Genomic DNA, 14,335 nt, shown 5'->3' on the forward strand with positions numbered 1-14,335 from the left:
GCAGAATCGTCGCCATGCATGTGGTGGTGGAGTCGCCGATCGGTCCGCTGGGAGTCTCGCTCGACGGTGCGACCGTCGTCGGGGTGCGGTTCGCCGCGTCCGGGCCGGTCGAGGGCGCCGGGCCGGTGGCCGATCAGCTGCGTTCCTATTTCGCCGGGCGGCTGACCGAGTTCACGCTGCCGGTGGAGATGCGCGGCGGGTCCGAGTTCGAGCGGTCGGTGTGGGCCGAGATCGCCAAGATTCCGTACGGCGAGATGGTCACCTATGGCGAGATCGCCACCGCGCTGGGTGATGTCGGGTTGTCCCGGGCCGTCGGCACGGCGTGCAACCACAACCCGGTGCCGGTCATCGTGCCGTGCCATCGGGTGGTCGGGGCCGGGGGCAAGATGGTCGGTTTCGGTGGTGGGCTGGAGCGCAAACGGAAGCTGCTCGAGCTGGAGGCGCGGGTCGCGCTGGAGCGCTCCTGGGGCGCATAACTAGATGACAGATGTCCTGTTGACTCATGACTATAGGCAAGAGTAAAAATGCGGCATGGACTCAGGAGGAGCTGCTCACGAAGAGGCAATCGCGCATCTTGGGAAGCTGTTCGAAAGGCTGAGGTCGATCAAGGCGATCGCCAACGAAACGGAGGCGCAGGTCTACGACCAGTGGTGCGCACTCAGCAGCGCCTTCGCCACCGAGATGATGATCAAGTTCCGAAAGGAGACCACCCACTGCCCCACGACAGTTGCGCCGGCAGTGACGTCGTTCTTGGCCGAGGCGACCGACATAGATCGCTTTGCTGAGGAGGCGCGCGACCGCGGGGATGTCGATGAGGAGGTGAGATGGCGCGCGCTCGCCGATAAGACGCGAGACCGCGTCGCGCGGCTTGAGAAATTGATCGCCTGACGATCGGCTCAGCGACGACACGGTGAGGGCGCCACCGGGCCGCTGGGGCCGACCGGGATCTCGCCGTCGGGGAGGCGGGCGAGCATCGAGTTCGGCAGGCACGGGCGCGCGCTCGGCGAGACCTGCTCGATGAAGGCGGAGACCTGCATCGTGGCCTGGCCGGTGGCGGCGCCGCTGATGGTGACCTGGACCGTGGTGTTGCCGGGGACCGGGGCCTGCGGCGGGGTGTTGCCGGGGCGGGCGCACGCGGCCACCAACGACACCAGTAATACAGCGCTGCCGAGCGTACCCATCAGAAGGTTGGTGGGGTGACGGGTCGGGTTGGCCGGCGTGGGTGGAACGGCCGACCGGATGACACGAGGGGCCGAGCCATCGGCTCGACCCCCCGGGGACGTCACGCGACGAGTTTAGCGCTCGATCTCGCCCTTGATGAAGGCCTCGACCGCCGCCTTGGCGTCGTGGTCGTTGTACTGCTCCGGCGGCGACTTCATGAAGTACGAGCTGGCGCTCAGGATCGGGCCGCCGATGCCGCGGTCCTTGGCGATCTTGGCCGCGCGGACGGCGTCGATGATCACGCCGGCCGAGTTGGGCGAGTCCCACACCTCGAGCTTGAGCTCGGCCATCAGCGGGGTGTCGCCGAAGCTGCGGCCCTCGAGCCGGATGTAGGCCCACTTGCGGTCGTCGAGCCACGGCACGTGGTCGGACGGGCCGATGTGCACGTCGCTCTTCACCATCTCGTGCGGGATCTGGCTGGTCACCGACTGGGTCTTGGAGATCTTCTTGGACACCAGGCGGGTGCGCTCCAGCATGTTCATGAAGTCCATGTTCCCGCCGAAGTTCAGCTGGTACGTACGCAGCAGCTCGACGCCGCGGTCCTCGAACAGCTTGGCCAGCGCGCGGTGCACGATGGTGGCGCCGACCTGGCTCTTGATGTCGTCGCCGACGATCGGGAGGCCGGCGTCGGTGAACTTCTGGGCCCACACGGGGTCGGAGGCGATGAACACCGGCAGGGCGTTGACGAACGCGCAGCCGGCGTCGATGGCGGCCTGGGCGTAGAACTTGTCGGCCTGCTCCGAGCCCACCGGCAGGTACGACACCACGACGTCGACCTGGGCGTCACGCAGCGCCTGGACGACGTCCACCGGCTCGGCCGACGACTCGTCGATGATCTCCCGGTAGTACTGCCCCAGGCCGTCGAAGGTCGGTCCACGCTGGACGGTCACCCCGGTCGGGGGCACGTCACACAGCTTGATGGTGTTGTTCTCGCTGGCGACGATCGCCTCGGCCAGGTCCATGCCGACCTTCTTGGCGTCCACATCGAACGCTGCGACGAAGGTCACATCGCCGACGTGGTAGTCGCCGAAGGTCACGTGCATGAGACCGGGGACACGGTCGGTCGGGTCGGCGTTGCGGTAGTACTCGACGCCCTGGATCAGGGACGAGGCGCAGTTACCCACACCGACGATGGCGACGCGGACGGAGCCCATCGCGTTTGCCTCCTTGGTCATGATGACCGGTCCTCAGGCGGGCCCGGATCTGCGGGGGATGTCTCCCCTTCCGTCGTACGCGCGGAAGGGGAACGGCCGGAGCGCTCATTCGTGATCAGCTCCTCCAGCCAGCGGACCTCGCGCTCGCAGGCGTCCAGTCCGTGTCGTTGCAGCTCGAGGGTGTAGGCGTCGAGCCGGTCCGAGGCCCGCGCGAGCACGTCGCGCAGCCCCTCCCGACGCTCCTCGACCCGGCGGCGGCGACCCTCGAGGATCCGCAGCCGGGTGGCCCGGTCGGTCCGGGCGAAGAACGCGAAGTGCACGCCGAAGCCGGCGTCGTCGTACGTCTCGGGACCCGCCTGGGCGAGCATCGCGGCGAACCGCTCCTTGCCCTCGGCGGTGATCTTGTAGACGACCCGGCCGCGCTTGCTGGTCAGCGGAGGGGCCTCGGCCACGTCGGCATTGCCCGCCGTGGTGATCCAGCCGCCGGTCTGCAGGCGCTTGAGCGTGGGGTAGAGCGTTCCGTAGCTGATCGCGGCGCGCAGCGTGCCGAGTTTGGTGGCGAGTTCCTTGCGGAGCTCGTACCCATGCATCGGGGCTTCTTGCAGGAGGCCGAGGATGGCCAACTCGATCATCCCGATCCCCCCTCTCCGATGTATCGCCCCGATACATCGCAACCGTAGAGCGGGTCGGAACAAACGGCAACCAGATCATGCGTACGCGACCACGGCGCCACCCTGCGTGATGACTGTCGCCGGGACCGGGGTGACCGCGTACTCTCTACGCCGTGCGGACGCAGCGGCAGGTGGTGGACTACTCGCTTCAGAAGCGAGCGCTGCTGCGTGACCTGCACAAGGGGCTTGTCGGGACCCTCGAGGTCTGCGATGCGTCGCCGTACCTGAAGAACGCGGCCAGATTTCACGGTGAACCCACCGAGGACCGCTGCCCGGTCTGCCGTCTGGACAACTTGACCCTGGTGCACTACATCTACGGCGACGAGCTCAAGCAGTCCGCCGGGCAGGCCCGCAAACTCGCGGAACTTCCGGTCCTGGCGATGACACTGCGTGAGTTCCAGGTGTTCGTCGTCGAGGTGTGCCAGTCCTGTTCCTGGAACCACCTGACCGAGCAGTTCCTGCTCGGGCGGGATGCGTTGGACGCCGGCGAGCCGGGCCGGGACGCGGCGGCAGCGGGGTCGACGTCACACCGATGGGAGGGTCGTCGATGAACCGATCCGCCCTCGCTAACGTGGACACGTTTGAGACCGGTACGGGCATCCAGCCCCGCAATCGGTCATTCTGGACATCCGACAGGGCGGCTGTGACCGAGCAGCCCATGACGTCAGTCTGTGACGCCGCCTGTGGCAGCCCCTCCAGGGCTACCCGGGCGCGGCACCTCGACCGGTAGGTGTGACCGATGAACTCGTACGGCGATCCGCAGTCTGCGCGCGCCCGGGCCAACGTGCCCGGGTCCGGGCCTGCTCCTACGCCTGACGCCTATCGGCGTGGCTCCGCCCCTGGCGGCCGTGCCGGCGTGAGTGGCTCGGCCTCCGTGGGCGGAACCAGCGGCCGTGTGCCCGTGGGCGGACGTGCCTCGGTCGGCGGCCCCCCGATGGGCAACGCCCCCGTGGGCTCGGCCCGGGTCGGTGGTCGCGCGTCGGTCGGCTCCGCGTCGGTCGGCTCCGCCTCCGTGGCCCGTGCCGCGGTGCGTCCCGGCCCGTCCTACGACCAGCTCGAGGGCCCCGGCGGCGGCGGACCGGGCGGACCCAAGGGCAAGGACCTGACCAAGTCGGCCAAGAAGCGCCGCCGGGCGAACATCCTCACCGCGGCCGCGGCGATCGTGGTGATCCTGCTTGGCGGCGGCGTGGTGGCCGGCACGTGGTTCTTCGACGACGTGCAGCTCACCGAGCCCAAGGCCGAGGACCAGGTCACCCAGCTGTTCGCGTCGAACGACAAGACGCTGCTGGCCACGGTCGGCGACACGAACCGGTCGCTGGTGCCGTACCAGACCATCAACCCCGTCATCAGCGAGGCGGTGATGGCGGCGGAGGACAAGAACTTCAAGGACCATCACGGCATCGACATGCTCGGCATCATGCGGGCCGCGTGGAACAACTTCACCGGCGGCGACACGCAGGGCGCCTCGACGATCACCCAGCAGTACGCCCGGCACGCGGCGGAGCTGAAGGAGATCAGCTACAACCGCAAGCTGCGTGAGGCGGTCATCGCCCGCAAGATGGAGGACCACTACTCCAAGGAAGAGATCCTCGGCCGCTACCTCAACTCGGTGTACTTCGGCCGGGGCGCGTACGGCATCGAGGCCGCCGTGAAGGCGTACTTCGGCAACAACCGCTCGTCGATCACCCAGCCCGGCGCCAAGGGCGCGATCACGCCGGCCGAGGCCGCGGTCATCGCGTCGGTGATCAAGCAGCCCGAGCCGTCCGCCACGCACCAGGGCTACGACCCGCAGAACAGCCTCCAGAACGCCAAGGAGCGCTGGCAGTACACGCTGAACAACATGGTCGAGAAGGGCTGGCTCAAGCCCGCCGACATGCCGGCCAAGTTCCCCACGGTGCAGAAGTTCGACCCGAACAAGTGCCGCACCGACTGCGGCAGCCAGCAGGCCACGGGCAAGATCGTCAAGTACGTCAAGAACGAGCTGCGGGCGATGGGCATCTCCTCCGAGGAGCAGTCGAAGGGTGGTCTGCGGATCACCACGACGATCGACCCGGCGGTGCAGAAGGCGGCCGAGACCGCGGCCAACCGGGCCAACGAAGAATCGCCGCTGCACGACTTCGAGGCGACGTACAAGACGGCGCTGACGGCGGTCGACCCAGGCACCGGGCGGGTGCTCGCCTACTACGGCGGCCCGAAGGGCACCGGCTGGGACTACGCCGGGCCGAACTACAACGACTCGGGCGACTTCATCGGCGGCGGCCGGCCCCCGGGCTCGTCGTTCAAGATCTATACGTTGCTCGCGGCGCTGAGCGACGGCTACGGCTTCGACACCACCTGGGACGCCGAGGTGAAGAAGATCGGCGGCGACGCGATCAACAACGCCAGCCGGGAGAACCTCCAGTGTGACAAGCGGCGCTGCTCGCTCGAGACGTGCACGATCCAGTCGTACAACTTCTGCTTCTACCACCTGGCCGCCAAGCTCGGATCGGACAAGGTGGCCGAGGCCGCCCGCAAGGCCGGCGTCAACTTCATCACCGGGCAGCAAGGCCGCATCGACCTGAACAAGGTCACCGATGAGGCCAAGCTCAAGGCCCAGCTCGGCAACGAGATCGGGTACGGGCAGTACCCGATCACCCCGCTCGACCACGCGAGCGGGGTGGCCACCCTGGCCAACGACGGCGTCTACAACAAGGCCCACTTCGTGAAGACGGTCATGAAGCGGGACGCCGCGGGCAAGTTCCAGGCGTACAAGAAGGAGAAGAAGACCGACAAGCAGGTCTTCGAGAAGAACGTCGTGGCGGCGATCGACCACGTGCTGCAGAAGATCCCGGGCAAGAACGACAAGACGCTGAAGGACGGCTACAAGGCCATCGGCAAGTCCGGCACCTGGGAGTTCAAGGACGGCAGCACCAGCCAGAACGGTGACGCCTGGTTCGTCGGCGGGACGAGACACATCGCGGCCACGGTCTGGATCGGCCGTGAGAAGGAAGTCAAGAAGAAGATGGTGCCGCAGCCGATCTTCAAGACTCCGAACAGCAAGAGCGGCATGAGCGGTGGTTCGGTGCCGGGCGAGGTCTGGAAGACCTTCCTCGACCTCGCCAACAAGGCGATGGACTACCCGAAGGACGACTTCCTGCCGGACGAGAAGGTCGGCGACCCGAACAAGAAGGGCAACGGCCTCCCCCCCGAGAAGCCCGAGAACCCGGCGTGTGACCTGCTCGCCCAGTTGTGCCAGGACGGTCAGAACCCGCAGAACCCGCCGAACCCGGGTGGCATCAACATCCCGGGTCTGCCCGGCAACAACAACGGCGGCCAGAACAACGGCGGCCAGAACAACGGTGGGCAGAACAACGGCGGCCAGAACAACGGTGGCGAGAACGGCGGCGAGAACGGCGGCGGCCAGAACGACGGTGACCCCACCCAACCGGGCGATAACACCGATCAGGGCGGCGGTCAGAACGCCGAGCCGAATTAGCGGCGCTCACCGGTTAGCTGATGGCGCTCGTCCCCGCACCGCCGGGGGCGAGCGCCGTTTTCGTGTGGTTCATGAGGCATGATGCCAAGTCATGAGCACCGAGCCTGATCACCTCGAGAAGCCCGCAGCGTCGGACGCCTTCGTCCGCGGTCTGTCCGAGGCGATCGGTGGCCCGCTCGGCACACACGCGGTCAACCCGAGCTCGCGGCCCGGCCGGTTCTGGACCGCCGCCCGCATCGTGCTGGCGCTCTGCTGCCTGACGCTCGCCCTGCACTGGGTGCAGAAGTCGCCCTGCCGGGACGGCGACTGGCAGAACAACATGCAGTACACGCGGTTCTGCTACACCGACGTGCTGGCGCTCTACTACGCCGAGGGCCTCAACGAGGGCAAGGTGCCCTACCGCGACCACGCGGTGGAGTACCCGGTGGTCACCGGCCTCTTCATGGGCGCCGTCGGCCTGCCGGTGCACGCGATCGGCAAGAACAACCCGGCCATCAACCAGGGAACCTGGTTCTACGACGGCACCGCGCTGCTGCTCGGCGTCCTGGCGGTGGCCACGGCCGGCGTGATGCTCGCCCTGCGCCGGCGACGACCATGGGACGTCGCGCTCTTCGCCCTGTCCCCGATCCTGCTGCTCGTCACGACCGTGAACTGGGACTTCCTCGCGATCGGCCTGTACGCGTTCGGCCTCTACGCCTGGACCAGGCGACATCCGGCGCTGGCCGGCATCCTGATCGGGCTCGGCGGCGCGGCCAAGCTGTGGCCATTGTTCATCCTCGGCCCGCTGCTGATCCTGAGCCTGCGCTCCAAACGGGTGCTGGAGTGGGGCTACGCGTTCGCGGCGGCCCTCGGTGTCTGGGTGGTGGTGAACGCGCCGGTGCTGCTGCTCTGGCGCGACTCCTGGATGCGGTTCTTCGACCTGAACACGACCAGGCCGATCGACTGGGGCACGATCTGGTACATCGGCCGCTTCCTGGACACCAAGTGGAACACCGGGGTGGTCGGCGACCAGGGCCCGTTCCAGTGGCTGAGTGACCACATCCCGGTGCTGAACTGGGTCAGCTACGGCCTGTTCTTCCTCGCCTGCGGCGGGATCGCGCTGCTCACCCTGCTCGCCCCGCGCCGCCCCCGGCTCGGCCAGGTCGCCTTCCTGGTGGTCGCCGCGTTCCTGATCTTCAGCAAGGTGTGGTCGCAGCAGTACGTGCTCTGGCTGTTGCCGCTGATCGTGCTGGCCCGGCCGAAGTGGGGCGCCATCCTGGCCTGGACGGTCGCCGAGATCGGGTACTTCGCGGCGTTCTACGCGGAGCTGCTCGGCGCGGGCGGAAAACCGGTGATTCCCGAGGGTACGTTCGTGCTGGCGTCGGGTCTGCGCCTGGTCACCGTCCTGATCCTGTGCGGGCTGGTGATCCGCGAGATCTGGCGACCCGAGCTCGACGCGGTCCGCGAGTCGTACGCCGACGACCCGGACGGCGGCATCCTGGACGCCGCTCCGGACGCCCCGTGGATACCCCGGTTCCAGCAACGCTTCCGGCGTACCAAGGTCGAGGCCGTTTCCAGCTAGTTCAGTTTCCAGCTAGCTCAGGCTCCAGCTAGCTCAGGCTCCAGCTAGCTCAGGCTCCAGCTAGTTCAGGCGGAAGACCACGGTGTCCTCGTCGACGTCCTCGCGGCGGATGCCGAAGGTGTCGACCGGGACGTCGCCGGCCTCCTCCCACGCGGTGCCGGCCACCCGCGACCGGACCAGGATCACCGTCTGGACGCCGGCCCGGCGCAGGTAGTCGATGCTGGCCTGGTCGGGGAACGAGGCCACCGACTGGCGCAACTCGGCCTGCCCAGCCGCGGCGAAGCCACCGGACCCGTTGGCCAACGGCTGGAACCGGGTCGTCGACCACAGCATCGCGATCTGGTCGCCCTGTGCGGCGGTCGGCAGGACCAGCGTCGCCGAGCTGTCGCCGCGCATGGTCGACGGCTGGTCGGGCTGCACCGGATGGGGCGTCGCGTTGATCGTCTCGGCCAGCACGAGCAGCAGCGGCACGAACGTGGCCAGCCGCAGCCACGGGCCGGGGAACGGGGGAATGCGGTGGGACGCCCACTGCTCGGCCCGGCGAACGATCTCGGCCGCCGCCCCGGCGGCCAGGATCGCCAGCAGCAGCGTCACCCAGAGCATCAGCCGGCCCGGGATGCGCGTGCCGAACGACGCCGGGTAGTGCCCGAACAGCGGCAGGTAGGTCCACTTGCCGCCGAGGAACGAGGTGCCCATCGTCAGGATCACGCTGACCGCGAGCCCGGCGACCAGGATCAGCCGCTGCCACCAGCGCCACACCGAGAAGACCAGTCCGGCCAGCGCCAGGGCGTAGAGCGCGAAGCCGGGCAGCAGGGTCATCTCGGCCGGCCAGCCCAGCGCCGCCCGTGGCACCTCGTGCGCGCCGCCCCAGACGCGTGACTCGGCCGGGGCGATCAGCAGGCTGCGCCACGGCGCCGAGAAGAAGCCGATCTCGTCGCCGGCCGGCCCGCCCGCCGGCACCCGGATGTACGGAATCGCGATCAGCGCGCCGATGCACGCCACGATCATCACGCCGAGCAGGTCGGCGATCCACACCCGCCAGCCGAGCACCGGCCGCTTCAGCTTCCGCCGGCGCTGCCGCCACCACCGCAGCGGGACGCCGAGCACGATCAGCAGGACCACCCCGACCAGGACGTACGCGAACGGGATGCCCAGCGAGAACCCGAGGCTGACCTGCCACGCCGCCACCAGCCAGCCGGCCGCGACCCAGCCCGAGTGGCGTCGGGCCGGCCGGAATCCCCACCGGATCGTCCAGCCGTGCCCGCGGGCCAGCATCGCCAGGGCCAGCGGGATCCCGCCGGCTGACACGATGTCCAGGTGGCCCTCCTGGGCGAGGCGCCAGGGCGCGAACGCGAAGGCGACCGCCGCCACCGTGGCCCCGGTTTTGCCGGCGCCGAGCTGCCGGACCAGCGCGTACCCGCCGATGAACAGCAGCGCGTGGGCCAGGACGAAGAGAATGTTGTAACGCAGCAGCGCCGCGGCCGGGCCGTCGCCGAGCAGGCCCGCGGGCGCGTAGCCGAGCAGGCTGTCTCCGAAGGCGAAGCTGTTGTGTTCCGGGTAGAAGGCGTTGGACTGCCACAGCTGCGCCGGGTCGGTGAGCAGCGCGTGTCCGGTCCAGGCGATCTGCCAGGCCTGCCGGGCCGGGTCGAAGAGCTCGTGCGGGGTGGTGTGCAGCGGATATTGCAGGGCGGGCCAGGTCAGGGCCACGGCGAGCAGCAGGCCGGCGTAGATGACCAGGGCGTACTCGCTGCGGAAGGCCCGGCCGACGCGGCGCAGGGCGCGGCGGAGCCGGCCGGGGGCGCGCTCGGTGGTGGCGGCGAAGGCCGACCACGGGTCGGGCGGCGCATCCGCGGGGCGCTCGTCGGGCAGCGCCTTCTTCTGCCTCTTACGCCTCTTCTCCCCCGCGACCTTCTTGCCGGCGTCGTCCGCCTTCTTCGCCTGGTCGGCGGAGTCCTTATCGGTCTGCTTGTCGGGCTCGACGTCGAGGCCGGCCGCCGCGCGCTCGACCTCGCTCACCGCCGGCCCGGTGGGTGGCGCCCCGATCCGGGAGGATCCGGCCGGACCGGCGGGGGTGACCCCAGCGCCCTTGATCTTCCCGGTGAAGGCCGTCGGTCCTTCGCTCCCTTGAGGACCGGCGGGCGCCTGCCCGGCTCCCCGGATCAACCGCCGGGCGAGCCCGCCGAGCCGCCGCCGGCCGGAACCCGCCGGAACCGGCTCGAGGTCTGTTTTCGTCTCACCGACCGATTTCTGACCGGCCTCGGCCGGCTTGGTGGTCGCCGCCGCCGGCGGCTCGACGCCCGGCGGTGGGGACTGCTCAGGGATGGCCGCCTCGCTGGGCGAGGGCTGGTCCGTCGTCATCCGTCTCCCCCGGAAGGCCGCCTGCTCAGCTGCCCGCGCGCTCGCGCAGCAGGGCGATGTCGGCCGACTGGCCCTCGACGCCGCCCGGAGTCTCCACGATGACCGGTGCGCCGGCGGCACGGACCACGGCCACCACCAATTCCGGGTCGATCTTGCCACTGCCGAGGTTGTCGTGGCGGTCGCGCCCGCTGTCGAACGCGTCCTTCGAGTCGTTGGCGTGGATCAGGTCGATGCGGCCGGTGATGGCCTTGACCCGGTCGACGATGCCGAGCAGTTCTTCCCCGCCGGCGTGGGCATGGCAGGTGTCCAGGCAGAAGCCCGCCCCGAAGCCGCCGACCGCGTCCCACAGCCGGGCCAGGTTGTCGAACGTGCGGGCGATCGCGTTGTCGCCGCCCGCGGTGTTCTCGATCAGCACCGGCAGCGGCAGGCCACCATCCTTCTCGGCGTACTCGAAAGCCTTGCGCCAATTGTCGAAACCGGCGGTCAGGTCGTTGTCGGCGCCGACGTGGCCACCATGCACGATCAGGCCTTTCGCGCCGAGTTCGGCGGCCGCCTTGGCATGCGCCATCATCAGCTTGCGGCTGGGGATGCGGATGCGGTTGTTGAGGGTCGCGACATTCACGATGTACGGCGCGTGGATGTAGACGTCCACCTCGGACGCTCGGAGCGCCTCGGCGTCGGACCGCGGCTGGGGCGTCTTGTAACCCTGCGGATCGGTCAGGAAGAACTGAACCGCGTCCGCCTTGCGGTCGGCGGCCGCGGCGAGGGGATCGGCCGGGTCGACGTGAGCTCCGATGCGCATGGGACGAGCCTACGACGCCGGTACGACAACGCGACCCGGCGTCACCGCGCTACGCAACGTCTCGTTAACGGATTGATCACGAAAAACGGCCGTAGCTGGGAGAGACGCATGTCCAAGGTCCGACACCGGGTGACCGCGCTGACCCTCGGAGGGCTCCTTCTCGGTGTGCCGTTGCTGACCAACGGCACCGCGAGCGCGGAGCAGGTCGAGGCGGGCGGCCGCCAGGTCGTCTTCGACGGCGGCAGCATGCTCGGGCTCTCCTGCCGCTCGACGCCGGATGTGAGCTCGCTGACGATTCCGGCCGAGTCGACGGTGCGGGTGGTGAACCGGACCGGTCATCCGGCCCGGCTCCGGCTGGGCGACACCGTCAAGGGCACGGTGCCGGACGACGGCTCGGCCGCGGTGGTCTTCCGGCGCGGCACGACCGCGGTGCAGCTCACGCCGTCCTGCGCGCTGGGTGCGGAGTCGACGCCGCTGCTGGTTACCGCGACCCCTGAGCCGACCGGTCTGCCCGGCGAGGAGCTCGAGCCGACCCCTGACGACACCACGGACGACGTGGAGAGCCCGACCGCGGCGCCGTCCGACTCGGGGACGCCGGCCGCGCCGGGTTCCGCGCTGCCCGACACGCCCGCGACGACCGGCCGCCCGACGCGCACCGCGACGTCGACCACGCGTCCGGCCAAGACGCAGCCGGTCGGCGAGCGCACGGTGACGCCGGCCGCGGCGGTGGCGATCCCGACCATGCCTCAGGGCGGCGCGGCGACGACCAAGGTCAGGACCAAGGTTCTGCGGGGTACGGCGGGGAGCACGCCGACGTTCGCCGGGATGCCACCGGGTGAGCAGAAGACGATCGTGTCCGACGTACCCACGCTTGATCTTCCGACCATGTCCGAAGCCGCGGCCATGACGCCCGCCGCGCCCCCCTCGGAGATCGCGGCGGCGGAGCCGGTCGCGGAGATGCGGCCGATGCCGGAGAAGCAACCGGTCGGTCTGCTCGCGGTGGTCGCGGGGGTGTGCGCGCTCGGCGTTGCGTTTGCCGCTATTCGGTCATTTGTGTCGCAACGTGCATCTCGGTCAAACATCGCGTAAGCTACCGCTAGCAAGCTCCGCGGGGCGGCTGTGTCCAACCTCATCGGTGTGGTCGTTCCTCCCCAGGTCCCACCCAACGAATGCGGACCGGACGCCCCGCGGCTCCCTCGGACGGGCCCTGTCGCATCGGCGACGGGGCCCGATTCCGTTTCCGGGGGCCGACCTGGCTACACTTGACCGTCCGCCAGGTGCTCCATGCGCCTCGCGTGGCTGACCAAGACCTCCTGCCACGGAAAGACCGTGGCCGCCAAGCCCACAGGAGGTGAGATTGTCTTGCGTCATTACGAACTGATGGTGATCCTCGACGCGAGTCTCGAGGAGCGCACCGTCGCCCCGTCGCTCGACCAGTACCTGAACGTCATCCGGACCGCGGGCGGCTCGATCGAGAAGCTCGATGTCTGGGGCCGGCGCCGGCTCTCGTACGAGATCAACAAAAAGGCCGAAGGCATCTATGCCGTCGTTGACCTGCAGGCGACCCCCGAGGCCGTCGCTGAGCTGGACCGTCAGCTCCGGCTGAACGAGAGCATCCTGCGCACCAAGGTCATCCGGCCCGAGACCCGCTGACGCTCGTTTTTGTCGGGGGGCTCTGAGAGCCTTCTGCGAGAACGACGGAAAGCGGCGAGGAGAAAGATCATGGCAGGAGAAACCACCATCACGGTCGTCGGCAATCTGACCGACGACCCCGAGCTCCGCTTCACCCCTTCGGGTGCGGCGGTCGCCAAGTTCCGCATCGCTTCGACGCCGCGGACCTTGGACCGGCAGTCCGGGGAGTGGAAGGACGGCGAGCCACTCTTCCTCGCGTGCAACATCTGGCGTGACGCCGCCGAGCACGTCGCCGAGTCGCTGACCCGCGGCTCACGGGTGATCGTGCAAGGGCGTCTGCGCCAGCGGTCTTACGAGACCCGCGAGGGCGAGAAGCGCACCGTCTACGAGCTCGAGGTCGACGAGATCGGCCCGTCGCTCCGCTACGCCACGGCGAAGGTGCAGAAGATGAGCCGCTCCAGCGGGAGTGGCGGAGGCTTCGGTGGCGGTGGTGGCAACCGGCCGGCGGCCGGCGGTGGCAGCAACACCAGCGGTGGCGGCGGAGGTAACAACTTCGACGACCCGTGGGCCACGGCGGCGCCTGCCCCCGCCAGTGGAGGAGGCGGCGGTGGTCGCAGCTCCTCGTCCTTCGATGAAGAGCCACCTTTCTAAGGTCTGACACGTTCAGGAGTAAGAGCAATGCCTAAGGCTGCTGCGCTTCGCAAGCCGAAGAAGAAGGTGAACCCGCTCGACAAGGACGGGATCACCTACATCGACTACAAAGACACCGCGCTGCTGCGGAAGTTCATCTCCGACCGCGGCAAGATCCGCGCTCGGCGGGTCACCGGCGTGACCTCCCAGCAGCAGCGGCAGATCGCCCGCGCGGTCAAGAACGCCCGTGAGATGGCGCTCCTGCCGTACACGGCGACGGCGCGCTGAGGGGAGGCCAGGACATGAAGATCATCCTCACCCAGGAGGTCAGTGGCCTCGGCGGCCCCGGCGACGTCGTCGAGGTCAAGGACGGCTACGGCCGCAACTACCTGCTCCCGCAGGGTTTCGCCATGCGCTGGACCAAGGGCGCGGAAAAGCAGGTCACGGTCATCAAGCGGGCCCGCGAGGCCCGTGAGATCCGCGACCTGGGCCACGCCAACGAGGTCAAGGACCAGCTGTCTGGTCTCAAGATCTCGCTGTCGGCGCGCTCCGGCAACGGTGGCCGGCTGTTCGGCTCGATCACCCCGGCCGAGATCGTCGACGCGGTCAAGGCCGCCGGTGGTCCGGCTCTCGACCGTCGCCGCCTCGAGCTGCCCGGTCAGATCAAGACGACCGGCCAGCACAACGTCAAGATCCGGCTGCACCCCGAGGTGACCGCCACGTTCCCCGTGACCGTGAGCGGCGCCAAGTAGTTGGTTCCAGATTCGAGACGGCGTCCCAGGCTTCGGCCGGGGCGCCGTTTTCGTTGCGGCCCCAGGCGTCCGGGCGTTT

At 69.0% G+C, this 14,335-nt stretch carries 15 protein-coding genes; 10 read left to right on the plus strand and 5 right to left on the minus strand.

Features of this window, described 5'->3' with window-relative positions; genetic code table 11:
- Positions 1-14: 14 nt before the first annotated feature.
- Together AB0O15_RS01035 and AB0O15_RS01040 are read left to right on the plus strand one after the other, a co-directional pair.
- Positions 15-476 (plus strand): methylated-DNA--[protein]-cysteine S-methyltransferase, encoded by a 462-nt coding sequence (locus AB0O15_RS01035; protein WP_364312314.1) that lies wholly within the window; start codon positions 15-17, stop codon positions 474-476.
- 55 nt (positions 477-531) lie between these two features.
- Complete coding sequence (locus AB0O15_RS01040) at positions 532-888, plus strand: hypothetical protein (protein ID WP_364312317.1); 357 nt, start codon at positions 532-534, stop codon at positions 886-888.
- 8 nt (positions 889-896) lie between these two features.
- On the opposite strand, the gene AB0O15_RS01045 is transcribed toward AB0O15_RS01040, so the two are convergent.
- The 3 genes from AB0O15_RS01045 to AB0O15_RS01055 all read right to left on the minus strand — a co-directional run bounded on the left by AB0O15_RS01045 (position 897) and on the right by AB0O15_RS01055 (position 3,007).
- Entirely contained in the window at positions 897-1,181 is a 285-nt protein-coding gene (locus AB0O15_RS01045) for a hypothetical protein (RefSeq protein WP_364312320.1), read from the minus strand.
- A gap of 114 nt (positions 1,182-1,295) precedes the next feature.
- On the minus strand, positions 1,296-2,375 hold the full coding sequence (locus tag AB0O15_RS01050; RefSeq protein WP_364316924.1) for an inositol-3-phosphate synthase: 1,080 nt from the start codon (positions 2,373-2,375) through the stop codon (positions 1,296-1,298).
- A 17-nt stretch (positions 2,376-2,392) separates the two neighbouring features.
- On the minus strand, positions 2,393-3,007 hold the full coding sequence (locus AB0O15_RS01055) for a PadR family transcriptional regulator (RefSeq protein ID WP_364312323.1): 615 nt from the start codon (positions 3,005-3,007) through the stop codon (positions 2,393-2,395).
- Between the two features lie 152 nt (positions 3,008-3,159).
- Between AB0O15_RS01055 and AB0O15_RS01060 the strand changes: the two genes are divergently transcribed.
- The 3 genes from AB0O15_RS01060 (at position 3,160) to AB0O15_RS01070 (ending at position 8,082) form a co-directional block, all read left to right on the plus strand.
- Positions 3,160-3,597: a DUF5318 domain-containing protein gene (locus AB0O15_RS01060; RefSeq protein ID WP_364312325.1), complete on the plus strand. Its 438-nt coding sequence runs from the start codon at positions 3,160-3,162 to the stop codon at positions 3,595-3,597.
- Between the two features lie 350 nt (positions 3,598-3,947).
- Positions 3,948-6,521, plus strand: a complete 2,574-nt coding sequence (locus AB0O15_RS01065) for a transglycosylase domain-containing protein (RefSeq protein ID WP_364312327.1) — start codon at positions 3,948-3,950, stop codon at positions 6,519-6,521.
- A 91-nt stretch (positions 6,522-6,612) separates the two neighbouring features.
- Positions 6,613-8,082 (plus strand): glycosyltransferase 87 family protein, encoded by a 1,470-nt coding sequence (locus tag AB0O15_RS01070; protein WP_364312330.1) that lies wholly within the window; start codon positions 6,613-6,615, stop codon positions 8,080-8,082.
- A gap of 60 nt (positions 8,083-8,142) precedes the next feature.
- Here AB0O15_RS01070 and AB0O15_RS01075 read toward each other — a convergent pair whose 3' ends face one another.
- Positions 8,143-10,440 (minus strand): hypothetical protein, encoded by a 2,298-nt coding sequence (locus tag AB0O15_RS01075; RefSeq protein ID WP_364312332.1) that lies wholly within the window; start codon positions 10,438-10,440, stop codon positions 8,143-8,145.
- Between the two features lie 25 nt (positions 10,441-10,465).
- Positions 10,466-11,242: a deoxyribonuclease IV gene (locus AB0O15_RS01080; RefSeq protein WP_364312335.1), complete on the minus strand. Its 777-nt coding sequence runs from the start codon at positions 11,240-11,242 to the stop codon at positions 10,466-10,468.
- A 108-nt stretch (positions 11,243-11,350) separates the two neighbouring features.
- On the opposite strand from AB0O15_RS01080, the gene AB0O15_RS01085 reads away from it, so the two are divergent.
- From AB0O15_RS01085 to rplI, 5 genes are all read left to right on the plus strand, one after another.
- Positions 11,351-12,331 (plus strand): hypothetical protein, encoded by a 981-nt coding sequence (locus AB0O15_RS01085; RefSeq protein ID WP_364312338.1) that lies wholly within the window; start codon positions 11,351-11,353, stop codon positions 12,329-12,331.
- 273 nt (positions 12,332-12,604) lie between these two features.
- A complete protein-coding gene (rpsF, locus tag AB0O15_RS01090; protein ID WP_364316926.1) occupies positions 12,605-12,895 on the plus strand; it encodes a 30S ribosomal protein S6 in 291 nt (96 codons plus the stop codon).
- 69 nt (positions 12,896-12,964) lie between these two features.
- Positions 12,965-13,525 carry a single-stranded DNA-binding protein gene (locus AB0O15_RS01095; RefSeq protein ID WP_364312340.1) on the plus strand — a complete coding sequence of 187 codons (561 nt, stop codon included), beginning with the start codon at positions 12,965-12,967 and terminating at the stop codon, positions 13,523-13,525.
- Between the two features lie 27 nt (positions 13,526-13,552).
- The gene (gene rpsR, locus AB0O15_RS01100) at positions 13,553-13,792 is read left to right on the plus strand and encodes a 30S ribosomal protein S18 (protein WP_285690819.1); all 240 of its coding nucleotides are present in this window, start codon (positions 13,553-13,555) and stop codon (positions 13,790-13,792) included.
- Positions 13,793-13,806: 14 nt separating this feature from the next.
- Positions 13,807-14,256: a 50S ribosomal protein L9 gene (gene rplI, locus AB0O15_RS01105; protein WP_364312343.1), complete on the plus strand. Its 450-nt coding sequence runs from the start codon at positions 13,807-13,809 to the stop codon at positions 14,254-14,256.
- The last annotated feature ends 79 nt before the right edge of the window (positions 14,257-14,335 follow it).

Source organism: Actinoplanes sp. NPDC089786 (assembly GCF_040684855.1).
In the GTDB taxonomy this organism is placed as follows: domain Bacteria; phylum Actinomycetota; class Actinomycetes; order Mycobacteriales; family Micromonosporaceae; genus Actinoplanes.